We start from the raw sequence: 26,594 nt of genomic DNA, 5'->3' as shown, positions 1-26,594 counted from the left end.
AAGCCAACTTACGCACGAGTAACCAAAGATTGGAAGTTACGCATCGGTAAAAACTGACCCCTGGTCAACGCATAGACGCTATGCGGCGAGTGAGCCCGGAACCACCGCCCGCGGCCCGAACTTAGCCCGCGCCCGGTCCGCCACCGCCTCGATCCTGCGCGCCCGCTCGTCCGCCGGGTCGGACGTCAGCTGCCGGGCGGCCCGTTCGACCGGCGTCAGGTCCTCGGCACGCAGCGACAGGCTCCGCACCCGGGCACGCTGCAGGCCGAGCGACTCATGAATCCGGTACGCGACACCAGTGAGCGCCGCGGAGTGGGCGGTCGGCTCGCGCAGGGTGCGCACCCGCGTGGTCGTGGACCGGTCGGCGTACCGCACGGTGAGGGTCAGGGAGCGGCACACCTGACCCTCGGCGCGCATCCTCAGCCCCAGTTCCTCGGCGATCGAGAGCAGCGCTCTGCGGTGCCGTACGGGGTCCAACTCGTCCCGGTTGAAAGCACGTTCGGCGGCGATCGAGCGGGCTGCGGCGTTCGGGACGACCGGCGTGCGGTCGATGCCGTGCGCCCGCTCCCACAGCTCGCGCCCGGCCCGCGCGCCGACGATCCGCTGGAGCACGGCGAGCGGCGCTTCGGCCACGCGGCCGACACAGTCGAAGCCGTACGCGCACAGCGTGCGGGCCGTCACCGTCCCGACGCCGTCCAGCGCGGCGACCGGCTTGTCGGCCAGGAAACCGGCCGTCCCGTCCTCGGTCACCACCAGGGTCGGTGCAGCATCAGGTCGCAGACCCCTCGACCGGTCGCGGGTGCGCCGGGGTGGACCGGATCGCGCGTGAGTGCGGACTCGTTCCTGCGGCTCTGTTCCCTGTGCTCGACCGGTTGGCGGCATCCCTCATCTCCTGGAGCGTGGCCCTCGCCGCAGGAGATCTGTGCTGGGAGCTGCCACCGAACGGCGATCCGCGTCAGCGGGCAGACGACCGATCCGACGCCGCCGTAAGTCCCGGCTGACACGACCGATCCGAGAGTCGTTCTCATTACGGAAAGTGGCGTTCGTGCGGCACGCCGTCACCCATCCGTCCGCCTATGAGTCGCTGAATGACTGCGGCGCGGTGCGTACCACAGGGTCGATTTCCCCCAACTGCTCTCCCCGGCCGAGGAGGTGACGGGTGGCATCTGTTCCGGCCACTGCTCAACTCACCAATGAATCGTTTACGTGTTCGAATCTGGTCGCTGACCGGGGCTGATGGGGCTAGAGTAATCGAACGAGCGTACGATGAACATATCGGGCGTATGGCTGAAAAGGGGTGGAGTGATGGAGGTGTGGCATGGCGGGCTTCGCCCATCTTCACGTCGCGTCCGGTTACTCCGCTCGCTACGGTGCCGCCCATCCGGAGCACCTTGCTCGAAGGGCGGCCGAGCGGGGCATGGCGGCGCTCACGCTCACCGACCGGGACACGGTCACCGGGGCCGTCCGGTTCGCGCAGGCATGCGCTGGAACCGGGGTCCGGCCGATCTTCGGTGTCGATCTGGCGGTGGAGGCCCTTGCACCCCCGCCGCCCGACCGGCGGCGCCGCACTCCGGCGCGCGGTGGCGCGCACGTCGTCGAGCCGCCGCTGCGGTTCGTGCTGCTCGCTCAGAACCGGGAGGGATGGGCGCGGCTGTGTCGCATCACGTCGGCTGCCCATGTCGGTGCCGTATCCGGTACGCCGCCGGTGGTGCCGTGGGAGGCGCTGCGCAAGTACGGCGGCCCAGGGCTGACGGTGTTGCTCGGGCCACTCTCGGAGCCGGTGCGGGCACTGTCGGTGGGCCGGGAAGACGTCGCGGTGAAGCTGCTGGCGCCGTGGCGGGAGATCTTCGGGAGGGGAGTCCGGCTGGAGGTCGTTGCGCAGAAACGTTTCTGCATGGGTCCGGGATCCCTGCGCCTGGCTGCCCGCACCCTGGCGCTGGCCGACCACACCCGCACCACCGCGGTGCTCTCCAACGCCGTCCGCTACGCCGACCCCGACCAGCACCGCCTCGCCGACGTCCTGGACGCCGCACGGCTGCTGCGCCCGATCGACCGACGCCACCTGGACAGCGGGCAACGTTGGCTCAAGGACGAAAAAGCGATGATGGTCATCGCGCAGATGGTCGCCGAGTGCGCAGGAGCGGACGTCCGGCGGGCACGCCGCCTGATGGCGGACACCGCCGCCACGGCGGCCGCGTGCACCGTCGACACCGCAGCGGACCTCGGGCTGGGCACGCCGCACTTCCCGGAACCGTCGCTCTTCGGTGCCGAGCCCGGAACGGGCGGAGCCGCACAGTTGCTGCGTCGGCAGTGCGAGGCGGGCATGACCCGACGTGGCCTCGACCGCGACCGGGTGGCGCTCGACCGGCTGGACGAAGAACTCAACGTGATCTCCAAGCTGGACTACGACTCGTACTTCCTCGCCGTCGGCCAAGTGGTGGCCGACATCCGGGCCAAGGGCATCCGGGTCGCGGCCCGCGGCTCGGGCGCCGGGTCGATGGTCTGCCACGCGCTGGGCATCGCCACGGCCAACCCGCTCGACCACCGCCTGCTGTTCGAACGCTTCCTGAGCGTGCGCCGGGCGTCGCTGCCCGACATCGACATCGACGTGGAATCCGCCCGACGGCTGGAGTGCTACGACGCGATCTTCGACCGGTTCGGCAAGGAACGGGTGGCGGTCACCGCGATGCCCGAAACCTACCGGGCCCGCCGGGCCCTGCGGGACACCGGCCTCGCCCTCGGAATCGCGCCGGCAGAGGTCGACCGGATCGCCAAGAGCTTCCCGCACCTGCGGGCCGCCGACATCACCGGCGCGCTCGCCGAACTGCCCGAACTGCGGCAACTGGCGGCCGAGGCGCACCGGTACGGGCCGCTGTGGGAGCTTGCCGAGGGCCTCGACTCCTTGGTCTACGGCATGGCCATGCACCCCTGCGGCGTGGTCATCAGCGACGCGACCCTCCTGGACCGGCTGCCGGTACAGCCAACGCCGCAGGGCGACTACCCCATGGCCATGGCGGCAAAGGAGGAGATCGAGGCGCTGGGCAATATCAAGCTGGATGTTCTGGGCGTGCGGATGCAGTCCGCAATGGCCCACGCCGTCACCGAGATCGAACGGACAACTGATAACCGCATCGACTTGGACGACCCACAGCAGGTGCCACTCGATGACGTCTTCGCGTTCAAACTCATCCAGGAGAGTCAGACCCTGGGCCTGTTTCAATTGGAGTCACCTGGACAACAAGATCTTTTGTCCCGGCTGCAGCCCCGCGACCCGCAGGACGTCATCGCCGACATCAGCCTCTTCCGTCCCGGACCGGTCGCCGGCGGCATGCCCGAGCGGTACATCGCCGCACGCCATGGTGGTGCACCGTCGTATGCCCACCCGGATCTCGAGCCGGTGCTCGCCGACACCTACGGCGTGACCATCTGGCACGAGCAGATCATCGAGACCTTCTCGGTGATGACCGGCTGCGACCGTGCGCTGGCGGAGATCGCCCGGCGCGCGCTCGGTGACAAGGACCGGCTGCCCAGGATCAAGGACTGGTTCGAGCGGCTGGCAAGCGCGCGTGGCTACAGCGCGGCCGTACGGGACGAGGTCTGGAAAACCGTCGAGGCCTTCGGCGCGTACGGCTTCTGCCGCGCCCACGCGGTCGCCTTCGCTGTCCCGGCCCTGCAGAGCGCCTGGCTCAAAGCGCACTACCCGGCGTTCCTGCTGGCCGGCCTTCTCGAACACGACCCCGGTATGTGGCCCAAGCGCGTCCTGGTCTCGGACGCCCGCCGACGCGGTGTCCCTGTCCTGCCCGTCGACATCAACCACTCCAAGGTGAAGCACACCGTGGAACCGACCGACGGAGAGCAGTGGGGCGTAAGACTCGCGCTGTCCGCGGTACACGGCATCAGCGAGGCCGAGTGCGCTCGGATCGAGGAGGGACAGCCGTACGGATCGCTGTCCGACTTCTGGCAGCGGGCCCGCCCCAGCAGACCGGTCGCCGAGCGGCTCGCGGAGATCGGCGCCCTGAACTGCCTCCACGACGGCCGTCTCACGCGACGCGACCTGCTGCTGCAGATCGCCGAACTCCATCGCCAGTCCCGGACCCGGTCCGCGGGCAAGGGGCAGTTGCCCATCGACGCGGGCGCTGTCGGTGGGGCGGAGCCGAGCGGCCTGCCGGAGATGACTGGACGTGAGGCCTTGAGCGCCGAGCTGAGCACCCTCGGCATCGACGTCTCCAAGCACCTGATGGAGCACCACCACAGGCTGCTGCGGGAGATCGGCGCGACCGACGCGGCGCATCTGGCCGGGATGCGCGCCGGTCAGCAGGTGCTGGTCGCTGGGGTACGGGCCTCTACTCAGACCCCGCCGATCGCCAGCGGCAAGCGGATCATCTTCGTCACGCTGGAGGACGGCTCCGGCCTGGTCGATCTGGCCTTCTTCGAGGACTCCCACCCGGCCTGCGCGCACACCGTCTTCCACAGCGGACTGCTGCTGGTGCGCGGCACGGTCCAGGTGCGCGGCACCCGCCGTACCGTCGTCGGCACCATGGCCTGGGACCTGGACGAGATCGCCGCCGCCCGCCGCGACAACGGCCCCGAGGCCGCGCTCGCCCTTCTCGGAACCAGTCACCCGCACCCGACCCCCGCCCAGCCGCAGCGCACCCTGGCCAACGGCACCACCGGCGCCCGACTGCACCCGTATGCCGACCTCCAGCCCGCCGGCACTCGTTCGGCCGACCTGAAGAAGTTCGGCTACACCAGCCCGGGGAGCGCAGGATGACCACACGTCAGCGGCACATCGCCCACCTCCATCTGCACGCCTCACTGAGCGAGGATCAGTACGACGACATCATCGAATTGATGTCTGGTGTCACGCCGCACGTTCAGGCCATCCCGCCCAACGCCGTCCAGCTCGACCTGACGTCAGCGCTCAGATACTTCGACCTGTCTCCCTACGACGTCGTCCAGTTGACGAAGCTCAGGCTGAAGCTCCTTTACGACATCGACAGCAATGCCGGGCTCGCGAACAACCGCATGCTGGCAGCGATGGCGGCCGACGCATCCGCGCCGGGCGACACCACCTGGGTCCGCGAAGGGCAAGCCGCCGCTTGGCTCTACCCCCGACCGGTCACCGCACTGCCGGGGATCGGCCGCGCCACAGCGGAAACGCTCAACAGATACGGACTGCACACCATCGGCCAGGTCGCTGACCTATCCGCGGCAACTCTGCAGCGACTGCTCGGAGCCGGCTCGGCCCGGCTGCTGGCCGAGCGCGCCCGCGGCCATGACTCCCGCCCGGTCACCCCGTCGGAACCGGCAGCACACCTGGTCGCCGACCTCGTGCTGGAGCGGGACTGCCTGGACCCGGCACGGCATCACCGAGCAGTCCTGGGACTTGCCGACCACATCGGCCAACGCCTGCGCGGTGAAAGCCAGATCGCCAACCGACTCACCCTCACCGTGCGGTACGCCGACCGCAGCTCCACCACCCGCACGCGCACCTTGCCAGAAGCCACCAACCACTCACCCGCCCTCGCCGCAACCGCCCTGGAGCTGCTGACCACCCTCGGGCTGCAGCGAGCGAGAGTCCGCGCCTTCGTGATCCGCGCCGACGACCTGCTGCCGGCCAACCATGCCTACCGCCAGCTCTCTCTGGATCCCGGCGATGCCCGTGCCCGCGCGGCCGAAGCAGCCGCAGACCGTGCCCGCCGACGCTTCGGGCCAGAGGCCGTACGTCCAGCTGCTCTGGCGGACTGACCGCTTGCGCGAAGAACCACGACTAAAGGCCTTGATCAGGCCGATCTCATGTTGCGCAGGTCAGACGGCACCTTTCCGTCCTGCGCCGTTCAACAGTTCCGGTTCCGTTCCTGGCTGATCAACTGGTTGCTGCCCTGGGCGGGCAGGGTGACGGTTGGCACTCTTCGTCGTTCTGACCTGCGACCACCTCGGTAATCCTCGGGCCACGCGGCCCGCCGAACCCTACGGGCCGACCGGGGCGAGGACGCCAGTAGAAGTACGCAGTCGAGTTACTGAATGACGTCACTGAATGACGCGCCCGCCCGGCGGACCGCCAGGAGCGCCGCGCCGATGTCCGCCGCCGCTCGCGGATCGGACAGGGAGCGGCCCGCCAGCTCCTCGACGCGGCGCAACCGGTAGCGGACGGTGTTGGGATGGACGAAGAGACTCCGCGCCGCGTCCGTGGCGGAGCCGGCGGCGGCGTACCAGTGCTCCAGGGTCTGAAGGAGACGGGAACGCTCCGCGGCCGGGAGATCGAGCAGGGGTTGGAGAACCACCTCCACGAGGTGCGCCGCCTCGGCGGGAGCGGCGGCGACGACCATGGCCAGCGGGTTGTCGTCGAACCGCGCGACGCCGGGGCCGGTGCCCCGGAGGCCGGCCAGAGCCAGACGGGCGAAGCGCAGAGCCTGGGGGGTGTCCCGCAGCGAGTGAAAGCACGGGCTGACACCTACGCGGGCGCCCGCGCGGCGCAGGATGCGCAGGCAGGTGCTCTCCGCCGTCGCCGTGGGCAGGGCGGCCAGACCGATCTGCTGGTCGGGCAGCAGCCGCCAGGCGAAGTGGACCTGGGCCTGACGCAGCGCCGCTTCCGTCCCCGCCAGCGGCTCCTCGCCGGGAGCGTCGGCCGCCGCCGCGGCGACCACGTAGGGCCCGCGGTCGGGCAGACCCAGCTCGCGGGCGGCCTCCCACAGCGTGCGGTCGGCGATGACGCCGGTGAACAGCGCCTCCACCAATGCCGAGCGGCGCGCCTGACGCCGCGAGGTCAGCTCGGCGGTCGTCTCCCGGTAGGCCGCCGCCACCGCCTCCGCGTAGCGGCCGAACAGGGCCCAGATCTCCGCGGACTGGGACACCAGTTGGGCGTCGGTGACCTCGGGATGGGTGCGTGCCTCGGCGAGGACCTCCGTCCACAGGAGCTCGAAGCCGATCCGGTACGCGTGCAGGGTGTCCGCCAGCGGCACGCCCTGCTGGGCGCGGAGGCGGCCGGTCTCCCGGGCCGGGCTCGCGTCCTGCGCGCCCGCGCGGCCGAGCTGGTTCAGGAGCAGGTCCGCGTTGGCGGTGCACGAGCGGAGCAGCGAGTCGAAGGGGATCAGCGACTCGTCCTTGTAGGCATCGACGTCCGAGCGGATGCGCTGCGCCATCCGCTCGCCCACTTCCGGCAGCCTCGCATGAAGCGCCGAGACCACCCCTGAGAGGTTCATTCCCGCAGCGTAACGCCCCTGTTTTGTACTCGGGAACAATCCGGGAGGGCAGACGCTGTCCTACCGCACATAGGCCGTCGCCACGGACATCTGCACGATGTCGTCAACGTGAACAGCGGATTTCGACGGCGACGTTCGTGGAGGCGGTCATGGCCAATCTGGCGGAGTTCCTGGTGGAGACGGCACGGCGGCAGCCGGAACGCCCCGCGCTGCGACTGGGGGGCCAGGTCACCAGCTACGCCGAGCTCGACGAGCGCAGCGCCCGCGCCGCCGCGCTGCTGCAGGCGGAGGGCGTACGACCGGGAGACCGGGTCGCTCTGATGCTGCCCAACGTTCCCGAGTTCGTCGTCCTGTACTACGGCGTGCTGCGCGCCGGAGCGGTCGTCGTGCCGATGAACCCGCTGCTGAAGACCCGGGAGACCGAGTACCACCTGCGCGACTCGGGCGCGGAGATGCTCTTCGAGTGGCACCAGGCGCCGGGCGAGGGCGCGCAGGGCGCGGCCGCCGCCGGAGTGCGGCACATGGCCGTCGAGCCCGCCGCCTTCGCGGGCCTGCTGGCCGGTCACGAGCCGCTGCCGGAGGTGAGCGAGCCGGACGGCGAGGACGTGGCCGTGCTGCTGTACACCTCCGGCACCACCGGCCGCCCCAAGGGCGCCACGCTCACCCACGCCGGGCTGCGGCACAACACCGAGGTCAACGCGGTCGATGTGCAGCGGATGACGGCGGAGGACGTGGTCGTGGGCTGTTTGCCGCTGTTCCACATATTCGGCCAGATCTGCACGATGAGCGTGACCGTCCGCGCCGGTGCCTCGCTCACCCTGATCCCCCGCTTCGACCCGCAGACCGTGCTGGACGTCATCGCCCGCGACCGGGCGACGATCTTCGAGGGCGTACCGACCATGTACGCGGCGCTGCTCCAGCACCCGTCGAAGGCCGACGTGTCCACGCTGCGGATGTGCGTCTCCGGCGGAGCCTCGCTGCCGGTGGAGATCCTGCATGGCTTCGAGCGTCGCTTCGGCTGCGTGGTGCTGGAGGGCTTCGGCATGTCCGAGACGAGTCCGGTGGTCACCTTCAACCACCCCGACCGGCCGCGCAAGGCCGGGTCCATCGGCACGCCGATCAAGGACGTGGAGGTGCGGCTCCTCGACGACAAGGGCCAGGACGTGGCTCCCGGCGAGATCGGCGAACTGGCCGTCCGCGGGCCGAACGTGATGAAGGGGTACTGGAACCGCCCGGAGGAGACGGCGGCCGCCATCCCGGATGGCTGGCTGCGCAGCGGCGACCTCGCGCGCCAGGACGAGGACGGCTACCTGTACATCGTCGACCGCAAGAAGGACATGATCATCCGCGGCGGCTACAACGTCTACCCGCGCGAGATCGAGGAGGTGCTCCACGAGCACCCGGCCGTTGCGCTTGCCGCGGTGGTGGGCGTGGCCGACGCGCATCTGGGCGAGGAGATCGCGGCCGCTGTGGTGCTGCGCCCGAAGGCGCAGGTCACGCCCGACGAGCTCCGGCAGTTCGTCAAGGAGCGGGTGGCGGCGTACAAGTACCCGCGCGAGGTGTGGCTCGTGGACACGCTGCCGACCGGCCCCAGCGGCAAGATCCTCAAAAGGGAGATCAGCGCGCCGGCGGGGTGAGGTCGATGTGGTCGAGTCAGCCCGGTGACGAGTAGCAACGCCGACGCGTTCCCGGGTTCTCGACGGCTCCCCGGCCGATGACTGCACCAGGCAACTGGACAGAGCGGTTACGCCTGTTCGGGTGCCACTGCCCTCCCCTGACCATGTCCGGGACCGTCTGGTGCCGCCCTTTCTGGAGCCTGGGGTCTTCCGCAAGCCCGGCGCAGCCCTCATCGAATGTCGTCCGCGTCCGCGACAGGTTCGGGCGCCGCTCCCAACTGCGCGACGCGGACCTGGATGCCGTGGGCTGACCCGTACGGCGACGAGTTGGGCCGCGATCGCCGTGGCGACCTCGGCCGGGGCGCGGCCGCCGAGGGGCAAGCCGATCGGCGAGTGGATCGCCAAGAGCCCCGCATCGTCGAGTCCGGCGTCGCGCAGCCGTCCGCTCCGGTCACGGATCGTCGCCGCCGAGCCGATCGCGCCCAGGTACCCGACGCCCGCCGCGGCGGCTTCCAGCAGCGCCGGAACGTCGACCCGCGCGTCGTGCGTGAGCACCACGACGGCGGAGCGGCCGTCGAGGGCGCCTTCGCCGCGCAGGGTGCGCAGCCCCGTCTGCGGCAGCCCGGGGAGCACCTCCACACCGGCGTCCCGTGCCTGCGCCGTACGCCACTGGTGGAGTTGTCGCTGGTGGGCGAACACCGCCAGCCATTCGACCCCGCCCACCTGCGTGAACACCGGGCGCAAGGCTTCTTCGACGCGATCAAGGACGTAAAAAATAGGTCCGGCCCGCCATGGAGCTGTCCATGGCGGGCCGGACCAGCCGGACCAGAAAGAGACGAGGGAGCCGTCAGCCGATCTCGGCTCCGAACGCGCTCAGCGCTTCCGGCACCGGCTGGAAGAAGGTCTCGCCGCCCGAGGAGCAGTCGCCGCTGCCGCCCGAGGTCAGGCCGATCGCGGTGTCGCCCGCGAAGAGCGAGCCGCCGCTGTCGCCCGGCTCGGCGCAAACCGTGGTCTGGATGAGGCCATTGACGATGTCGCCGTTGCCGTAGTTCACGGTGGCATCGAGCCCAGTGACCTCACCGTCGTGCACCTGGGTGGTGGAGCCACTGCGCTGCACCTGCATGCCGACAGTCGCCTCACCCGCCTTGGTGATCGCCTGCGAGCTGCCGTTGTAGAGGTTGACCTCGCTCGGGTGCTCGGTGCTGCCGCTGTACTTGACGAGCGCGAAGTCGTTCTCGGGGAACTGCGAGTCGACCATCGAGCCGATCGCCGCGCCGCCCGCCGAGTCGGACCACTCGCTGCCGGCCTGCCCGCAGTGTCCGGCGGTGATGAAGTGCGGCTCGCCGTCCTTGACCACGTTGAAGCCGAGCGAACAGCGTCCGCCGCCGGAGTGGATGGCGTCGCCGCCAGCGATCAGGGGCTTGAACTCCCCGGCGGACTTCTTCAGTTCGGCCTTGCCGCCCAGGCCCTTGACGACCTGGCTGAGCTTGTCCCAGGCCGCACCCTTGACCGTACGGTCGGCGGTGACGACGACCCTGTTGGTGACCGGGTCGACGGCCCAGGAGGTGCCGGGGATGGTCGCCTTGACGGTGAGGGTCTGCCGGGCGGTCTTCAGCTCGGCGAGGGTGTTCTCCACGATTCTGGCCTTGCCGCCCGCCTTGCGCACGGTCTCGGCGGCCGTCTCGTCGACGACGTTCACCACGAGGGCCTTCGTGTCGGCGTCGTAGTACGTACCGGCCGCATCGGTGCCCAGATCCTTGCTGAGGGTGGAAGCAAGGTTTCCGGCCGCTCCCGCGGACAGCGTCTTGGCGACGAACTGGTCAGTGTCGTCACTGGCGTTCGCACTCTGGAAGGTGAGGCCCGCGGCTACCAGCGCGACGACCGCGCCGCCTGCGATCGCCGCTTTCCTTTTGGGCATGCGTCGGTGCTTCAACATCGACCTCCTGTGGGGGCCGTGTCCGGGCAAGTGGGGTGCCAGGACACGGAGGATGGAGCGCCCACTATTCCGATACCGATCGGTAGCACACAAGGTCGACTTCAGGACGCGCACACGACAACGCGGGTGCGTTCACAGTGCCTTCACAGGAAGCGTCCCCACTGGTCGGTTTCGTTTGCGAACACCGCGTGCAACCGGACCATGGGCAGCGCGTAAGGACTAGTCCTGTCCTGTTTTCGTCTCCGCGGGACGGGGTTCCGCGGGCGGCAGCGGCTGCTGGGCCCGTTCCAGGAACCGCAGCAGCTCCACCGGGAAGGGCAGCACCAGGGTGGAGTTCTTCTCCGCGGCGACGGCTACCACGGTCTGGAGCAGCCGCAGCTGAAGCGCAGCGGGCTGTTCCGCCATCACCCCGGCCGCCTCTGCCAGCTTCTTGGATGCCTGCAACTCCGCGTCCGCGTTGATGACCCGGGCCCGCCGCTCACGGTCCGCCTCCGCCTGCCGTGCCATCGACCGCTTCATCGTCTCGGGCAGCGAGACGTCCTTGATCTCCACCCGGTCGATCTGAACGCCCCATCCGATCGCCGGACTGTCGATCATCAACTCCAGCCCCTGATTGAGCTTTTCGCGGTTCGACAGCAGATCGTCCAGATCGCTCTTGCCGATGATCGACCGCAACGACGTCTGCGCCATCTGCGAGACCGCGAACCGGTAGTCCTCCACCTGGACCACGGCATCGGCGGCATCGACGACCTTGAAATAGATCACCGCGTCGACCCGCACCGTCACGTTGTCCCGCGTGATGCCGTCCTGCGCGGGCACCGGCATGGTCACGATCTGCAGATTGACCTTACGCAGCCGGTCCACGATGGGCACGATCAGAGTGAAACCCGGGCCGCGTACCGAGGACTTGAGCCTTCCGAGCCGGAAGACCACACCCCGCTCGTACTGCTTGACCACCCGGGCCGCCGCCATCACATAGACGACGCCCGCTGACGCTACGGCCACGCCGGCCGTCACCAGTGCCTCAATCATCACGGGCCCCCTGGAGTGCGATGTGGACGCGCCTGCACGTACCTCTTCGACGGTAACCCCCAAATGACTACAAAGGCAGTCCCGGTCAGGGCCTTGATGGGTAATCATCGAATCGGTGGGGAATGCCAAGGCTCACATGCCTGCACGGGGCACTTACGGCGAAGGGGGCTCGGGAGTGCGACGTCGGATGCGCGTGGCGGACGGGCGGCATCTGATGGTGGAACGGCTGGGCGATCCGCGCGGCAGACCGGTGTTCCTGCTGCACGGCACCCCCGGCAGCAGGCTGGGCCCGGCGCCGCGCGGCATGGTGCTGTACCAGCGCGGCACACAGCTGATCGCGTACGACCGCCCCGGCTACGGCGGTTCGGACCGGCTGGCGGGACGCAGCGTCGCCGATGTCGCCCAGGACGTACGAGCGATCGCCGACGAGCTCGACCTGGAGCGGTTCGCCGTGGTGGGCCGCTCGGGCGGCGCACCGCACGCGCTGGCCTGCGCGGCCCTCATGCCGGAGCGGATCACCCGTACCGCCGCTCTGGTGACGCTCGCGCCCAGGGACGCCGACGGACTCGACTGGTTCGAGGGCATGGCCGCGTCCAATGTCTTGGAGTACACCAGCGCGTCGGACGACCCGGCAGGGCTGACCGAGCGGTTCATCCTGCGCTCCGCCGAGATCAGGAAGGACCCGGTCCGGCTGCTTGACGATCTGCGCAGGGAGCTGACCGAATCCGACCGGATGGTGGTGTCGGACGCGGGCGTCAGGTCCATGCTGCTTCGCAACTACCAGGAGGCGCTGCGTACTTCCGCGTACGGCTGGATCGATGACGCACTCGCCTTCTGCAGCCCCTGGGGCTTCGACCCCGCCGACATCAAGGGCCCGGTGATGCTCTGGCACGGCGAGAAGGACGTCTTCTCACCCGTGGGCCACTCCCGTTGGCTGGCGCAGCGCATCCCCGGCGCGACGGCCGTACTCGAACCGACCGCCGCGCACTTCGACGCGCTGCATGCGCTGCCGCGGATCCTGACGTGGCTGCTGGAGAGGTGACCGGGTGACCGGGGCCGTCCGGCAGCCGGTTCGTCCTCAATCTCCCCCGGACTTGGTCCGGGGGACCCCCAACGGGCTGATTCTCCGCCGGTGGGCCTGAACTTTCAGGCCGACCGGCGGGAAAATTCAGCCCCGCCGGCGTTTGAGGCATGGGGGTCCCCCCACGCCCGCAGGGCGTAGGGGGAGGGTCCGGGGCGGAGCCCCAGGGTCAGACGGAAAGCGGCTCCAGATCGCGGTGCACCCTGCGCTCGTCCCGCGCGATCCTGGTCAGCGCATGCTCCTCACCGAGCAGTCGCTGCAACTCCACCACAGTCTCCGCCCGCACATGCGCCGCCTCGTCCTTGCGGCCGAGCAGGCCGAGCGTGACGGACATGTTGGAGACGATGCCGAGCACCTCGGGATGGTGCGAGCCCAGCACCTCGCGCAGTCGGCTCACGGTCCGCTGCTCGATCTCCAGCGCCTCCTCCAGACCGCCCAGATCCGCAAGCGCGTTGGCGAGGTTGATGGTGCTGTACAGGGCGTGCGGATGGTTCTCGCCCAGGACCTCCCGCATCGTCCTGGACGCCTTCACCAGCAACTGTTCCGCGGCATCCGGAGCGCCACAGCCCCACTGGAAGATGCCCAGGTTGTTGACGGCGGCCAGGGTGTACGGGTGCCGCTCCCCCGGCACCCTGATGTACTGGTCGACGACTTCCTGCGCCAGATCCCGCGCCGCGACCGGCTCCCCGGCCGCGAACAGGTCGGCCGCCAGATTCAGATCGCAGGCGAGCGAGTCCGGGTTGGCCGATGTGTACTTGGCGCGATAGCGGTTGCGGGTGGCCGTCGTCAGCCGCCGCGCGTCCTCGATCCGCCCGGCCCTGCGCAGCGAGACGGCGAGGCTCTTGGCCGCCGCCAGCGTGCCCGGGAAGGCCCGGCCGAGCTGCTCCTTGTAGAGGTCGTACGTCCGGCTGAGCAGCGCGACCGAGTCCTCGTACCGTCCGACCTCCCGCAGGTCACGGGCGAGGTTCATGGCCGAGGAGAGGGTGTACGGATGCTCCGGGCCGAGTACTTCGGTGCGCCGGTCGAAGACCTCCTGGTCGATCTCGCGGGCTCGCGCGTACTGGCCGACCATGCGCAGATTCAGCGCCAGGTTGTTGGCTGCCGCGAGCGTACGCGGATGGGACTCGTGGAAGATCTGGCTGAATCCCTCGTGCGCCTCGGTCGCCAGCTCCATCGCCCTGCCGTACTGGCCGAGGGTGCCAAGGTCCATCGCGAGACCGCTGGTGGTCATGTACGTATGCGGATGGGAGGTACCCAGCACCGCCTGCTGACGCTCCAGGGTCACCTCGTCCAGCTCCTTGGCCTCCACATAACGGCCTTGCGAGCGAAGGATGTTGGAGAGGTGGAAGCGGAGATAGAGATACTGCAGATCGTCATTGCCCAGCATCTCGCGCCAGATCTCGCGCAGTTCGTCGGCGAGCGTGTACGCCGCGTTCAGGTCGCCGCGCTTCCACAGATAGCGCACGCGGTCGATCATCAGCCGGCGTGTCTCGGGCTCCTTGCAGAACCTGGCCTCGGAGGTGCCGAGGTGCGGCCAGATGCTGGCGAACCGCGGCCAGGTCTCGGGGTTGTCGATCGGCTCGTCGTCGTCGGGCCGGGCGCCCGCGAGGACCCGGTGGACGGCGTGCCGCGCGTCCTGCTGCTCCTGTTCGGTCAGCTGGGCCCGGATGACCGCCTGTACCAGTCGGTGCACCTGGATGCTGTTGGAGACCTGGTCGACCTTGGCCAGCGCGAACCGGCCGATCTCCCGGATGACCCGGCCGAGCACCAGCTTCTCCTGCAGCGAGGAGTCGTACGGCTTGAGCGCGTCGATCATCTCCTTGCTGTAGAGGAGGTTCGCGGAAATCGGCTCGGGGGCGAAGAAGGCGCAGAGCTGGAGGAGGCGCACCGCGGCGGGCGAGCGCTCCTTGAGCCGTTCGATGGAGACGTTCCAGGTCGCGGCGACCGGCTCGGGATAGCCGGGGGGCTGGTTGAGCGCGAGGACGCTTGCGGCCTGTTCCTTGAGCTGTTCCAGATACGCGGCGACGGGTGTGGCGGTCTCCGCGATCCAGGCCGCGGCCTGTTCGACGGCGAGCGGCAGGTCGCCGACGGCGGTGGCGACCTGGTCGGCGTCCTCGACGCTCAGCCCGCGGGCCCGCCGCTGGAGGTGCTCGATGGACTCCTCGCGCAGGAATACGTCGACGGGCAGCGCGTCCCCGTACTGCGACCAGGTCTGGTTCCTGGAGGTGACCAGGATGTGCCCGGGCCCCTGCGGCGGGAAGAACCGCTTGAGCTGCTCGGGGTCGTCGGCGTTGTCGAAGACCAGCAGCCAGCGGGAGGACGGCACTCCGCGCCGCAGCAGGTCGATGGCCTCCTGCGAGGCGGCCGCCATGTCCTCGCTGCCCTGGGCGCCGAGCCGGACGGCGAGTTCGGCGAGTCCGGCGACCACGTCGTCGGACTGTTCGGAGGAGATCCACCACACCAGGTCGTAGTCGGCCATGAAGCGGTGGACGTACTCCAGGGCGACCTGGGTCTTGCCGACGCCGCCGAGTCCGTACAGGGTCTGCGGCTGGGGCAGCACCGCGGCCACCGCCATTCCGCCGCCGAGCTGGTCGCGCATCCGCTCCAGCACCACCGAGCGTCCGGTGAAACCTGGGTTGCGGGGCGGCGCGTTCCAGATCTTCGGCACGGTCCCGGGGAAGCGCGGCCCCGGCGAGGCGCTGTCGGAGAGCTGGACCGGGCGGTCCAGCGCGCGCAACAGCGCGGTGGCGGCGTGCACCTCGTCGAGCCGGAAGAGGTCCACCGGGTTGCGGTCGATGTACGGGGTGGTGAGCCGGACGTCGCCGACCCGGATCGGCAGCAGATGGTGCCTGCCGCCGCCGGGGTCCTCGGCCGCGGCCCGCGACCAGAGCTCCACAGCCCGGGCGGACTTGAGATATGCGGTGGACAGCAGCACCACGGTCCGGGCGGCGTTCTCCGCGGCGAGTTCGTCCGGGTCGGCCGGGTCCCGTTCGACCGAGACGTCGCGCGGCACGACCCGGAAGCCGGCCCTGGTGAGCAGGGACTCCACCCAGTCGGCCCACATGCGGTTCTCGGCGACATAGCTGAGGAAGAGGTCGGCGGGCAGGGCGGGCCGGCGGCGGGTGAAGGCATCCCTGATCCGGAGCCTGACCTCTTCGCCGATGGCGGGCATCGAGGTGATCCGCTGGTCGGTGATGACGGCGGTGAGCCGTTCGAAGGCGGAGAGCAGGGAGTTGGTCAGGCCCGCTTCGTCGCCGAAGGTGGCGAGGGTCTCCTCGTAGGCGTAGTAGGGCCGGTACGGAATCTCCACCGCGCCCCAGTAGGCCGTGAGGTCCTCCCCGGCGAGGCCGGTGGGGAAGCGGTCGAACTTCAGCCGGGCCAGCGCACGTCCGGCGTCCGCCTTCTCCTTCTCGCCCTCGTCGATCCGCATCGGGACCGGGAAGATCCGGATGCCCCGGCCGCCGTACCGCTCGTCGATCTGCCGGGCCACCGCGGCGGCGCCGTCGATGGACTGGTCGCTGAGGGTGAAGCAGTCGACGAGGATGTCGGGCAGATGGACGGTGCAGATGTCGGCGATGTCGCTCAGGCCGGTACGGCTGTCGATGAGGACGTAGTCGTAGTTGGCCTTCATGTCCTCGCGCAGCGCGTCGAAGAAGTGGCCGCCGCCGAGCCGATCGTAGAAGTTGTCCCAGTCGAAGGTGGAGACGGTCGCCGAATACTCGCGGTTCTGCTTGCCCGCGGAGACGAAGTCGAGTGTGCCGCCGTCGGGGAACTCCCAGCCGAGGCTCTCCGGGGTGAGGGAGACGGCGTGCGGCTGGATGCGCGCGTAGTCGAGATGCCAGTCGTCGCGGCGCGGCTCGGGGCTGGTCGCGGCCCATGCGTACTCGGTGATCAGATCGATGACCCCGGTGGTGGCGCCGAGCGTGGAGGGGTCGAGGAAGGGGTGGAAGAAGCGGTGCAGGCCGGGCGCTTCCAGGTCCCAGTCGACCGCCAGGACCCGCTTGCCGTTCGCGGCGAGTATCCAGGCCGTGTTGGCCAGGGCCATCGTGCGGCCCGTACCTCCCTTGTACGAATAGAAGGTGACGATGCGTCCGTCACGACTGGCCGTCATCCGTGTCCTCCGCATCGGGGGCGATGTCACGCGTGTTCGGGACGTAGTGGGTGGTGCCGTACTCGGCCATCGGGCCGCGGAGCCTGGGCCGTTCGGAAGAGCGGGCTCCGGGAGGCGGGGGCGCCGCGGGCGGGAAGACCTCGGCGTGCCGCAGATACTCTTGGGCAGCCGACTCCACCACTTGGGGCAGGATCTGGCCGAACGCCTCCATGCTGAGCACGCCTCTGGCGGCGGCCCGGCAGGCGGCCCGGCCCTGGCGCATCTGGTGGGGCATCGTGCGCTCCAGTTTCTGGACCAGCTCGGCCTCGGACACCCGGCTCTGCGGGTCGTCGCGGTTCCAGGGGACGACGACGCTCACCCAGGGGCGCGGCTCCGCGTCGAAGGCGGCGAGCCGCTCGCGCCGGTCCTCGTCCTCCAGCGCCCAGCGGTCGACGAGAAGTATCTCGGGCCGGGTTGGCGGCTGGCTCAGGTCGGGCGGCGACTCATGGTCGAACGAGGAGACCGTCGCCTGGTAGTTGAGCGAGCGCACCAGGTCCTGGGCCACGTACGCCAACGGCCGTGCCGAGTCCGGGTGGTACGGATTCCAGTCCTGGGACTGTTTGCCGTAGTAGTCGGGTGTGCGGCCTTCGGGCAGCTCGTGGCTGGTGGGCGCGGCGACGGTCACATGCATCGGGCGGGGGCCGCCGGTGGGCTTGCCGAAGGCGCTGGGCGCCTGCCGGTAGTCGACGGGGCTGCCCGAGCCGACGCGCGTAGTGTCGGCGACGCTGACAATGCGTTTGGCGAGTTCATAGACGGCGGCCTCGTACTCCTCGGCGAATATCCGGAGTTTGATCAGCCCATAGAGGCCGTCGGTGACGTAGCGGTCACCGAAGGCCCGGTGGTTGAACTGCAACCGCTCGGCAGGCCCCGGCAGTTGCTCCGGCGGCATCGGCACCCACAGCGCGGGCACGATCGCCTCCGCGGGCCTGTTGCTCTTGGCCTGGTGGTAGATCGCCCGCTGGGCGAAGGCGTACCACTCCTTGCCGCACATCTCGCTGGCGAAGTACCGCGGCGAGAACAGCGGCACGAACACCCGGCAGGTGGCCAGTACTTCACCCAGGCGCTCCGACCAGCCCTCCCCCGAGCGGATCTCCCGGTCCATGAACCCGGCCGGAGCACCGGCCGGCAGATCGGTCATGGCCATCACATGGCCGCACAGATCGCGGAAGAGCCGCTCCACCCACATGTCCGGGTCAGGGCCCCCGGCCCCGTACCGCGGCGTGTGCGCGTAACTCAGAAAGAAGTACGGCCTATGGTCCGCCGCTCGCTGCGCTAAATCTGCCACACGACCCCCGTCCTGCGCGAACGCCCGCCCCGACACCCAGCATCGATGAGAGATGCGAGCGAATTAATCATTCCGGAGCCCGACACACTCCATCTCCCCGACGTTCAGTCAGTCAACACCGCTTTTCGGTCATCCAGCTCGCCGCATGGTCGACCGCGTCCTTGATCGAGAACAACCTTGCGGGCCTTCCTCCCAGTTGTCCCTTGTGTTCCATGCCCCATGTGAAGGCGGCGCCGATCGCGTCGAAATCGCTGTCGTCCAGATCGACGTCCTCGTACTCCGTCCATTTCTTACCCCCGCCGGGTCGCTGCACCACACAACGGTAGGTGCGCAGAGGCGATCCGGTGCGATATTCGGCGAGATGGAATGCAGTACAGACGGCGAAATCCACATTGATCATCAACACCTGCGCCCGCGCCCGGTAGAGAGCTCCGAGCGGTGAGTCCTCGCCGAGATGGGAAGTCAGCGGATGCGGGGAGAGTAGTTCCGCGGCCCGCCGCCCCAGCGCCGTGAAAGAAGTCTGCGGATGGGCGCTGCGCACGGCCCCCTCGGCGGTGCGCACGGACTCGGCCAACCGGCCCATCCCCTGACTCGGGCTGGCAGCGGCGTCGAAGGCCGGCATTTCCGCCCGGAAGGCCGCCGCCTGCTCGGGTGTCATCCCGCGCACCCGGGCCAGGTACGAGTGGGACGTGTCGGAGTTCTCCATGGTGAACGCGGGCACCACCAGCGTGCCGTCCGCGCCCAGCACGTCCAGCAGCGCGTCACGGACGGTGTCCGCGCGCAGCCCGGTGGCGCTCAGGGAGGCATGGACGAGCAGCGTCATGCCGTCCTGTACGCCCAGCCCGCGCAGCGTTTGGGCCAGCCCGCATCCGCGTCCACGTCCGCGCCCGCCGTCAGCCACGGCCGGCCTCTTTGCGGAGCTCGTCCAGCAGGCGCCGCCCGCTGACGGTCAGCTCCGCCGCGCGCTCCAGGGTTTCCAGGGCGCGCTCGGCCTGGTGGGCACCGGCCGGTTCGAAGGCCGCGAGGCCCACTCGTTCGTACGCCCCGGCCAGCAGCTCGGACGCCGCGACGGGCTCGTCCTGCCAGGGTGCCGGGTGGCGCCACCAGCCGTCCTGTGCATAGAGATCCGTGACCTCGACCAGCGCGTGCAGCTTCGCCCGTCCAAATCCGCGCAGCAGCGCGAGCGCCAGCTCTTCGGGGCTGTCGGGCAGCGCGATTCCCAGCGCACCGTAGCCGTGCCGGCCCAGTGACGGCTCTCCCGAGACCAGCGGCGTCAGGGTTGTCAGACAGTCCGCGGCCTCCGTGGCCTGTTCGGGTGCGGCCTGCCGCAGCAGTTCCCAGGCCCCGGCCAGCCGCTCGCTCCAGTCGGCCACTTCGCCCGCGCCGAGCCGCTCCCGCACGGGGGCGCCGAAGCAGTTGCGGTACGGGTCGAGGTCGTCGAGCCGCAGTGCGGGCGCCCCGTCGCCGCCGAGCGTGCGCACGGGCCGCCAGCCGTCGCTCTCCCCGTCGGTGCGTACGTACACCGGCGCACGTCCGTCCACCCGCACCTGGAAGCCCTTCTCGGCCAGGCGCACCTCGGCCTCGCCCGGCTCCCCGGGACCGGTCAGCCGCAGTTCGCCGAGTGTGGGAAGCCAGAGCCTGCCGTCCCGGTACGGCATCCGGACGGGGAGGTCGAGCCCGCCTCGTACGACCGCCGCGGCGAGGTACGACGCCAGCCGGAGCGCGAGTGGGACCGCCTCCGGCCGTCCCGTCCGCAGCGCGGCCAGCGTGTCCTGCAGCCAGGTGTAGGTGTACGGATGGCCGTACACCGCGTCGAGCACATCGGCGTGCCCTTCCAGGGCGCCTGCCAGCTGCCAGACCTCGTCCCACTTCTCGCCGCCCCGCCCGTCGAGCTCCTGATGGAGTTCGGCGAGCAGTGTGCGGGTCAGGTCCTGGTGTTCGGCCATCAGCACGCCCGGGTCCGTGACCGCCGGCGACACCGTCGAGGCGGCCGTGCGCTGCTCGATGCCCCGGATCAGCGCCTCGAGGTCGGTGCAGTAGACGGAGGTGTTGTCGAAGCCGTTGCCGGAGCTGTAGCGGTGGGTGTAGAGCCCGCCGCCGCACGACCGTACGACCGGACACTGCCGGCACGTCTCGCTGACTCCCGCTAGGCCCAGCTGGCGCGCCCTGACGCCGGGGTGGGCGGCGACGTCGTCGAAGGGGTGCGTGAAGACGTCGAATCCGGTGGCTGCCGCGCCTTCGTAGGCGCTTTTGAGCGAGTCGACCTGCTCCAGGGTGCCGTCGGTCTCGACGACGACGAGGTCGGTGGGGGCAAGGCCGAGGGACTCGGTGAGGCTGGGGCCGCCGCCGAGCGTGGAGAGCACGGACTCGAAGAGCCGTACCGGCACGTTTCTGCCCTTCGACTCCCAGCGGTCGAAGACGGCGAGGATCCAGTCGGCGTACGCGGTGGGTGAGCCGTCGGGGCGGGCCGGCGGGTCGTCCCAGGTGGCGTGCGGGAGCAGGAAGTCGATGAGGGGAGGCTCCAGCTCGGTGAGCGCGTCATACACGGCGATCGGGTCGTTGGCCACGTCGATCGTGCAGAGAAGGCCGAGATAGAGGTGGCGGTAGCGCTCCTGCCGGAGCAGTTCGACGGCCCTGAGGACCAGCGGATGGCTGGTGCGTCCGTCTGCGAAGCGACGATGGCGGTCGTTCGCGCTTCGGTCGCCGTCGAGGGAGATCCCGACCCGGACGTTGTACTCGCTGAAGAGGTCCAGGTAGCGCGCGGAGAGCTGTAAGCCGTTCGTATGGATCCGAAGGTCGAGCTCGGCTACTCCGTCGAGGGCTGCGGTCAGCTCCTCGCAGATACGTCGCAGTCGTGCGGGTCCTGCCAGAAGAGGCTCCCCTCCGTGCAGGATCACTGACACGGAGGGCAGGGCATGACTCTTGGCATGCTCGGCCAGTCGCAGAGCTGTCCAGGAAATCGCATCGTCAGAGATTGCCTTTGGGCGGGTACGCCAGCTCTGATCAGCGTGTTCATAGATATAGCAATGGTCACATGCAAGATCACACCTGCTGTGAACCTTCAATACGATCTCGCGGAATGGGACCAGGGGTCCAGTCATTCCGCCAGTCTAGAGCGCCGAGTTGAACGTGGAAGCGCGCAGAGTGCGGTCGGCGGCGGCCGGAAGGACGCGGGCCAGCTTCCTGGCGGTATCGGTGCTACGCACATCGATCTGTGCCAGCGGAACGCGGTTCTTCTTCGCAGCCGCGAAGGACGCGGAGGTCTGAAACGTCATGGGGGCCGTCCTTGATGTTGTGTCCAGCACAGATACCACGCACCGTTGCGATGCCGGCGGCACGACTTTACTCTCATGGCCACTCGCAGCAACTCAGCACGTGGAGACGGAACAAAAGAGTTGCATCGCATTCTCGCAGGAGAGTACGGAACAAGCCATTCCGCCTAAAGAGTGAAGACAAAACTGCAGACAGGGGTGCGCATGACCGTGTTTCCCGGCCCACTGCAAAGCATGGTCTTCAGAAACACTGATCTGCCGGTTCTCTTCCACCACACGGACGCGATAGCCATCTCGCGCCAGCGCGAGGCCGTCGGCGCCACCCGCTACCAGCTGCTGCTACTGGTCGCCGGCGCGGCCCTGGCGGCGCTGCCGTCATCACTGAAGCTCGGCGACACCTTCCAACTCCCCGGAGCACTCAGCGCGTTGGCGTACGCCGGGGTGCTGATCCTCAGCTACCGCTCATCGAGGCGCAGAGCAAAGTCGCACTGGCAACTCAACCGCTCCGCAGCGGAGTTCATCAAGTCGATGTGCTGGCGCTACGCGGTCCATGGAGCACCCTTCGACTCCAACTCCACCGATGCGGACGAACTGTTCACCGTGCGGCTGGAGGAAGGGCTGCGGGAACTGACCAAAGTCGGCTGGCAGGACCCGCGCCCGAGCGTGCCGGAGGTGGCGGCCGGGGAGCTGATCACCACACCCATGCGGCGGCTGCGTGCCAAGGCCTTCAGCGTCCGCAAGGAGACGTATGTCAGGGACCGGCTGATCGAGCAGCGCAACTGGTATCACCGTCGCAAGGAGATATCCCGCCGCGCGACCGTCCTGTGGTCCGCCTCGATCGGGCTGCTCACCCTGCTCGCGCTGTTCTTCGCACTGCTGCGTACCTTCTCGCTCGCCGAATCCGTCGAGATGGCCGGCCTGTTGTCCTCGGCGGCGGCAGCGTGTCTGGCGTGGAGCGAGATACGCCGCCATCAACCTCTCATCGCGGCCCACTCGCTGGTGGAGGAGGACCTCGCGGCGATGCATACGGCGATGGAGACCACCGTGAGCGATGTGGAGTGGCCGTCAGCGGTGTACGAGACCGAGCGCATCGTCTCGCCTCAGCACACCGACTGGCTGGTCAGACACCGAAGTTGATGGTCAATCAGATCCAGTGGCGCTCAAGCCCGTCGCGCCAGATGACCGTCACGGGCCTTCCGAGATCGCGTGCGTAGCGGACGATGTCGGCCGTGCCGCCGTAGCCACGGGCGGGGCGGCCGTCCCAGACCGCGAGAAGGCGGTCGCAGTTGTCGGCGATGTAGGCGCCTGCCGCGTAGTAGGCCTCGTCGGTGGAGTACGGGAAGGCGAGCTTGACCTCCCGGGTGGCGCGGCCCTTGAGGCGCTGGTAGCGCGCCAGCTCGTCGGGGGCCGTGAAGCCGTCCTCGTAGTCCCCGCTGGGGATGACCACGGTCAGTTCCGCGCCGCAGGCCAGGGCGATGTCCGCGAAGAGCTGATCGGCTCCGGCCGCGAGGCTGGACAGTGCCTCCATCGAGCCGTCGTGGCCGCAGAGCACGGCGTGCATTCCGGCGCGGATGTGGGCGTAGGCCTCGGGAGGGATTCCTCGGTGGCCGGTCACTCCAATGCGTTTCACTGACCGCAACTTCCCCGTCCCTCCATGCCCGACCGCTCTGACATCCTCTCAAAAGGGGACGCGACGTCGAGCCCCCGTCCTGTCATACGGACGAGGGCTCGACTGCTGCCGACCGTGAAGGTGGTGCGTCAGTAGACGCTGACTCCATAGGCGCTGAGCGCCTCGGTGACCGGCTGGAAGAACGTCGTGCCGCCGGAGGAGCAGTTGCCGCTGCCGCCGGAGGTCAGGCCGATGGCCCTGCTGCCGGAGTAGAGCGGGCCGCCGCTGTCACCGGGCTCGGCACAGACGTTGGTGCGGATCATGCCGTAGACGATGTCGCCGCCACCGTAGTTGACCGTGGCGTTGAGGCCGGTGACGGAGCCGCTGTGGGTGCCCGTGGTGGAGCCGCGGCGGGTGACGGACATACCGACCGTGGCGTTGGCCGCGCTTGTGATGTCCTGGCCGCCGACGGTGCCCGGGTGGGACAGCGAGGTGTTGGAGTACCTCACGATGCCGTAGTCGTTGCCCGGGAAGCTGGATCCGGCCGTGGGACCGATGCTCGTGGTGCGCGAGGAGTTGGTGTACCAGGGCGGGTTGCCGTCGGTGCAGTGACCGGCGGTCAGGAAGTAGTAGGTGCTGCCGCTGCGGACGTTGAATCCGAGGGAGCAGCGCCAGCTGGTGGCGTAGATGGCGTCGCCGCCGGAGATGAGCTTGGAGAACGTGCCGGGGGTGCGCTCGATGCGCAGCGCACCGGCGTTGGACCCGGCCTGTTGCTTGATCTTGGCTATTTCGGCCCGGGAGACGGTGCTGTCGGCCGTGACAACCAGGGTGCCCGCGGCCTTGTCGATGTGCCAGGCGGTGCCTGCCACATCCGCGTCGAGTACGGCGTCGCTCGCGGCGGTGAGCTGGTTGGCGCTGAAGGTCTGGGCCTGGTTGGCGTTGGCGGCGGGGACGGCCAGCGCGGCGGCGGCGATCAGGCCAGTGGTGACGGCGAGCAGACGCGTACGTCTCGCCGTGCCACTGCGGGGGGTGGTGCGCTTGATCCTCACTTGTCGTTCCTCCAGAGGGGAATTGGGGGCCCGTTGTGGGGTTCGGGGCCCGTGAGGCGCAGCCATGAAGCACGTTCGATGAAGAGCGTTCGATTTTCGGACAAGCCGTGCTCCTGACAAGCGCTGTTCGGGAGTATTCGGGGCGTCAACTTGCCGCGCAAGGGCGCCTTTCGGCCGCTCCGCGCGCCCACGGCACAGCGCCCCGGCGGCTCGGTGGCCGCCGGGGCTGTGCCGCACTTGTCCGGCCGGTAGGACGGCTCAGCCGCCCAGGAGGTTCCGTTCGCCCGCGGGGACGCAGGCCTCCAGGGTGTTGCCAGGGGGTGGGAAGGGGCAGATGAAGTGGTCCGCGAAGGCACACGGCGGCAGCAGCGAACGGTTGAAGTCGACCGTCACCGTGCCGTCCGCGGCCGGTGCGGAGGGCCGCAGAAAACGGAAGCGGTAACTGCTGTTTCCGCTGGTGGCATCGGCGAAGACTGCCCACAGCGAGCCGTCCGGCTCGACTGCGACCTGCAGGGTGCGCTCCTGGCCGTCGATCTCGAAGACGATCTCGCCGCCGAGGCCGAGGCCGCGCTCGCGTCCGTCGGCGTTCTCGACTCGTACGCTGCGGTGTTCCTCGTACGGACGAAAGCGCCCCGGCAGCGTCCAACGGGCGTCGTACGCGGTCGCCTCGATGCCCTGGAAGGCCGTGCGCGCCGGTGAGTCCGGGTCGAAGTCCCGTACCGCCCACAGGCCTTCGCGGCGCAGCACGACAAGGTGCCGACCGCCGTGCGCGACCCGGGCGTCGGTGATCGATCCGTGGTCCGCCGTCAGCCGGACGTCGCCGGTCAGCGGCTGTCCGTCGACGGTCAGACCATCCTCGGCGGCAGCGGTCAGCACCACTTTGTCGCCGTCATCCCGCCACTGGCCCGGGACGGCCGGAATTCGACCTTCCGGGTAGTCCGAGAGCCAGTGCGTGCCGGTGAGGGACAGCGGTCCGTACGGCGCCGAGACTGTCACGGTGCGGTGCTCGTGCCAGCCCTTCCAGTCCTGCGCGGCTTCCGCATCCGCGTCCGCGTGGGCGTCTGTGCCCATGGTGATCAACCTTTCCACACCGGCTCGGCGAGCCCGAGGTGTGATCGCAGCGTCGTGCCGGTGTACTCCGTGCGGAAGGCCCCGCGCTCCTGGAGGAGCGGCACGACCTGCTCGACGAAGCCGTCGAGGCCGCCGGGGGTGAGATGGGGGACGAGGATGAAGCCGTCGGCCGCGTCCGTCGACACGAACTCGTCCATCGCGGCGGCCACGCTCCGCGCGGTGCCGATGAAGGACTGCCGACTGGTCGTCTCGATGACGGTCTGCCGGATCGACAGCCCCTTGGCCTCCGACAGGGCACGCCACTTGGCGGCGACAGCGAAGGGGTCGCCGTGCTTCACCCGGCCCTGGACGAGCTCGGAGCCGGGATCCGGATCGATGTCGGGGAGCGGCCCGTCGGGGTCGTAAGAGGAGAGGTCGCGGCCCCAGACCAGCTCCAGGGCGAGGATCGCGTTCTGCGGGGAGACCTGTCGGCGGCGGATCTCCGCGGCCCGCTCCTGCGCCTCGGCGTCGCTGTCGCCGAGCACGAAGGTGACGCCGGGCATCACCTTGAGGTCGCCCGGGCGGCGGCCGTGGCGGGCGAGGCGCTGCTTGACGTCGGCGTAGAAGGCGCGGCCCGCCTCCAGCGTCCCGCGCCGTGTGAAGATCACGTCCGCGGCGGACGCTGCGAACTCCCGGCCCTCGTCGGAGTCGCCCGCCTGGATGACGACTGGGTGGCCCTGTGGCGCGCGCGGGACCGTGAACTCACCCTCTATTTCGAAGTGTTGGCCGCTGTGGGCGAAGGGGCGGGCTGTCCCGGCCGGCGTCCAGGAGTCCCAGAGTCTGCGGGCGACGGAGACGAACTCGGCGGCCCGCGTATAGCGGTCGGCCCGGTCGAGGAAGCCGCCGCGCCGGAAGTTCTCCCCGGTGAAGGCGTCGGAGGAGGTGACGACGTTCCATGCGGCGCGGCCGCCGCTGAGATGGTCCAAGGAGGCGAGCCGGCGGGCCAGTTCGTACGGCTCGTTGAAGGTGGCGTTGACGGTGGCGGCGAGGCCGAGCCGGTCGGTGACGGCGGCGAGCGCGTTCAGCACGGTGATCGACTCGGGGCGGCCGACCACGTCCAGGTCGTGGATCTCGCCTTTGTGCTCACGCAGCCGCAGCCCCTCGGCGAGGAAGAAGAAGTCGAACAGGCCGCGCTCGGCGGTGCGGGCGAGATGCTCGAAGGAGGAGAAGTCGATCTGGCTCTTCGAGTGGCGGTCGGCCCAGACGGTGGTGCTGTTGACGCCCGGGAAGTGGGCGGCGAGGTGCATCTGCT

The 26,594-nt window shown here is 69.4% G+C and carries 17 protein-coding genes and 2 pseudogenes; 5 read left to right on the top strand and 14 right to left on the bottom strand.

Annotated elements, in window-relative coordinates:
- Positions 1 to 78: 78 nt before the first annotated feature.
- Positions 79 to 768, bottom strand: a pseudogene (locus ACH492_RS22910) (hypothetical protein); the annotation flags it as partial.
- Between the two features lie 550 nt (positions 769 to 1,318).
- Here ACH492_RS22910 and ACH492_RS22905 point away from each other — a divergent pair.
- Positions 1,319 to 4,771, top strand: coding sequence for a DNA polymerase III subunit alpha (locus tag ACH492_RS22905; protein WP_398989345.1), 3,453 nt, complete (start codon positions 1,319 to 1,321; stop codon positions 4,769 to 4,771).
- A complete protein-coding gene (locus ACH492_RS22900) occupies positions 4,768 to 5,748 on the top strand; it encodes a DNA polymerase thumb domain-containing protein (RefSeq protein WP_398989343.1) in 981 nt (326 codons plus the stop codon). The genes ACH492_RS22905 and ACH492_RS22900 overlap by 4 nt, the downstream gene beginning before the upstream one ends.
- A 269-nt stretch (positions 5,749 to 6,017) precedes the next feature.
- Here the strand turns inward: ACH492_RS22900 and ACH492_RS22895 are convergent, their stop codons facing one another.
- Positions 6,018 to 7,187, bottom strand: coding sequence for a PucR family transcriptional regulator (locus ACH492_RS22895; RefSeq protein WP_398989744.1), 1,170 nt, complete (start codon positions 7,185 to 7,187; stop codon positions 6,018 to 6,020).
- 164 nt (positions 7,188 to 7,351) lie between these two features.
- Between ACH492_RS22895 and ACH492_RS22890 the strand changes: the two genes are divergently transcribed.
- Positions 7,352 to 8,839 (top strand): long-chain fatty acid--CoA ligase, encoded by a 1,488-nt coding sequence (locus ACH492_RS22890; protein WP_398989341.1) that lies wholly within the window; start codon positions 7,352 to 7,354, stop codon positions 8,837 to 8,839.
- A gap of 315 nt (positions 8,840 to 9,154) precedes the next feature.
- Here ACH492_RS22890 and ACH492_RS22885 read toward each other — a convergent pair.
- The 3 genes and pseudogenes from ACH492_RS22885 to ACH492_RS22875 all read right to left on the bottom strand — a co-directional run.
- Positions 9,155 to 9,517, bottom strand: a pseudogene (locus tag ACH492_RS22885) (XdhC family protein); the annotation flags it as partial.
- A 148-nt stretch (positions 9,518 to 9,665) separates the two neighbouring features.
- Positions 9,666 to 10,751, bottom strand: coding sequence for a S1 family peptidase (locus ACH492_RS22880; RefSeq protein WP_398989743.1), 1,086 nt, complete (start codon positions 10,749 to 10,751; stop codon positions 9,666 to 9,668).
- Positions 10,752 to 10,973: 222 nt separating this feature from the next.
- Positions 10,974 to 11,786 (bottom strand): slipin family protein, encoded by an 813-nt coding sequence (locus ACH492_RS22875; RefSeq protein WP_398989339.1) that lies wholly within the window; start codon positions 11,784 to 11,786, stop codon positions 10,974 to 10,976.
- A gap of 187 nt (positions 11,787 to 11,973) precedes the next feature.
- On the opposite strand from ACH492_RS22875, the gene ACH492_RS22870 reads away from it, so the two are divergent.
- The gene (locus tag ACH492_RS22870) at positions 11,974 to 12,828 is read left to right on the top strand and encodes an alpha/beta fold hydrolase (protein WP_398989742.1); all 855 of its coding nucleotides are present in this window, start codon (positions 11,974 to 11,976) and stop codon (positions 12,826 to 12,828) included.
- A 208-nt stretch (positions 12,829 to 13,036) separates the two neighbouring features.
- Here the strand turns inward: ACH492_RS22870 and fxsT are convergent, their stop codons facing one another.
- The 5 genes from fxsT to fxsA form a co-directional block, all read right to left on the bottom strand.
- Positions 13,037 to 16,978: an FxSxx-COOH system tetratricopeptide repeat protein gene (gene fxsT / locus ACH492_RS22865; protein ID WP_398989337.1), complete on the bottom strand. Its 3,942-nt coding sequence runs from the start codon at positions 16,976 to 16,978 to the stop codon at positions 13,037 to 13,039.
- A complete protein-coding gene (locus ACH492_RS22860; RefSeq protein ID WP_398989336.1) occupies positions 16,962 to 18,302 on the bottom strand; it encodes a TIR-like protein FxsC in 1,341 nt (446 codons plus the stop codon). Before ACH492_RS22860 ends, fxsT begins: the two co-directional genes overlap by 17 nt.
- Positions 18,303 to 18,414: 112 nt before the next feature.
- On the bottom strand, positions 18,415 to 19,125 hold the full coding sequence (locus ACH492_RS22855; protein ID WP_398989741.1) for an AAC(3) family N-acetyltransferase: 711 nt from the start codon (positions 19,123 to 19,125) through the stop codon (positions 18,415 to 18,417).
- A gap of 70 nt (positions 19,126 to 19,195) precedes the next feature.
- On the bottom strand, positions 19,196 to 21,403 hold the full coding sequence (fxsBH, locus tag ACH492_RS22850; RefSeq protein WP_398989334.1) for a radical SAM/SPASM protein FxsBH, inactivated beta-hydroxylase extension form: 2,208 nt from the start codon (positions 21,401 to 21,403) through the stop codon (positions 19,196 to 19,198).
- Between the two features lie 9 nt (positions 21,404 to 21,412).
- Entirely contained in the window at positions 21,413 to 21,577 is a 165-nt protein-coding gene (gene fxsA / locus ACH492_RS22845; protein WP_307664385.1) for an FxSxx-COOH cyclophane-containing RiPP peptide, read from the bottom strand.
- 231 nt (positions 21,578 to 21,808) lie between these two features.
- Between fxsA and ACH492_RS22840 the strand changes: the two genes are divergently transcribed.
- Positions 21,809 to 22,711, top strand: coding sequence for a DUF4231 domain-containing protein (locus ACH492_RS22840; protein WP_398989332.1), 903 nt, complete (start codon positions 21,809 to 21,811; stop codon positions 22,709 to 22,711).
- Between the two features lie 7 nt (positions 22,712 to 22,718).
- Here ACH492_RS22840 and ACH492_RS22835 read toward each other — a convergent pair whose 3' ends face one another.
- The 4 genes from ACH492_RS22835 to ACH492_RS22820 all read right to left on the bottom strand — a co-directional run bounded on the left by ACH492_RS22835 (position 22,719) and on the right by ACH492_RS22820 (position 26,589).
- Positions 22,719 to 23,204, bottom strand: a complete 486-nt coding sequence (locus tag ACH492_RS22835; protein ID WP_398989330.1) for a hypothetical protein — start codon at positions 23,202 to 23,204, stop codon at positions 22,719 to 22,721.
- 128 nt (positions 23,205 to 23,332) lie between these two features.
- On the bottom strand, positions 23,333 to 24,232 hold the full coding sequence (locus ACH492_RS22830; RefSeq protein WP_398989328.1) for a S1 family peptidase: 900 nt from the start codon (positions 24,230 to 24,232) through the stop codon (positions 23,333 to 23,335).
- A gap of 258 nt (positions 24,233 to 24,490) precedes the next feature.
- Positions 24,491 to 25,303: a DUF1684 domain-containing protein gene (locus tag ACH492_RS22825; RefSeq protein WP_398989326.1), complete on the bottom strand. Its 813-nt coding sequence runs from the start codon at positions 25,301 to 25,303 to the stop codon at positions 24,491 to 24,493.
- Between the two features lie 5 nt (positions 25,304 to 25,308).
- Entirely contained in the window at positions 25,309 to 26,589 is a 1,281-nt protein-coding gene (locus ACH492_RS22820; protein ID WP_398989740.1) for an NtaA/DmoA family FMN-dependent monooxygenase, read from the bottom strand.
- Positions 26,590 to 26,594 lie beyond the last annotated feature (5 nt).

Origin of the sequence: Streptomyces sp. NPDC019443 (assembly GCF_044389785.1) — a bacterium.
In the GTDB taxonomy this organism is placed as follows: Bacteria; Actinomycetota; Actinomycetes; order Streptomycetales; family Streptomycetaceae; genus Streptomyces.
The sequence above is the reverse complement of the archived record's forward strand: the minus strand, read 5'-3'. Positions and strand labels throughout refer to the sequence as shown.

Excerpts from the sequence above, each read along its gene's own strand:
- ACH492_RS22905 (WP_398989345.1), top strand. The coding sequence starts at position 1,319 with ATGGCGGGCTTCGCCCATCTTCACGTCGCGTCCGGTTACTCCGCTCGC.
- ACH492_RS22900 (WP_398989343.1), top strand. The coding sequence starts at position 4,768 with ATGACCACACGTCAGCGGCACATCGCCCACCTCCATCTGCACGCCTCA.
- ACH492_RS22890 (WP_398989341.1), top strand. The coding sequence starts at position 7,352 with ATGGCCAATCTGGCGGAGTTCCTGGTGGAGACGGCACGGCGGCAGCCG.
- ACH492_RS22875 (WP_398989339.1), bottom strand. The coding sequence starts at position 11,786 with ATGATTGAGGCACTGGTGACGGCCGGCGTGGCCGTAGCGTCAGCGGGC.
- ACH492_RS22870 (WP_398989742.1), top strand. The coding sequence starts at position 11,974 with ATGCGCGTGGCGGACGGGCGGCATCTGATGGTGGAACGGCTGGGCGAT.
- fxsT (WP_398989337.1), bottom strand. The coding sequence starts at position 16,978 with ATGACGGCCAGTCGTGACGGACGCATCGTCACCTTCTATTCGTACAAG.
- ACH492_RS22855 (WP_398989741.1), bottom strand. The coding sequence starts at position 19,125 with ATGACGCTGCTCGTCCATGCCTCCCTGAGCGCCACCGGGCTGCGCGCG.
- fxsBH (WP_398989334.1), bottom strand. The coding sequence starts at position 21,403 with ATGACTGGACCCCTGGTCCCATTCCGCGAGATCGTATTGAAGGTTCAC.
- fxsA (WP_307664385.1), bottom strand. The coding sequence starts at position 21,577 with ATGACGTTTCAGACCTCCGCGTCCTTCGCGGCTGCGAAGAAGAACCGC.
- ACH492_RS22840 (WP_398989332.1), top strand. The coding sequence starts at position 21,809 with ATGGTCTTCAGAAACACTGATCTGCCGGTTCTCTTCCACCACACGGAC.
- ACH492_RS22825 (WP_398989326.1), bottom strand. The coding sequence starts at position 25,303 with ATGGGCACAGACGCCCACGCGGACGCGGATGCGGAAGCCGCGCAGGAC.
- ACH492_RS22820 (WP_398989740.1), bottom strand. The coding sequence starts at position 26,589 with ATGCACCTCGCCGCCCACTTCCCGGGCGTCAACAGCACCACCGTCTGG.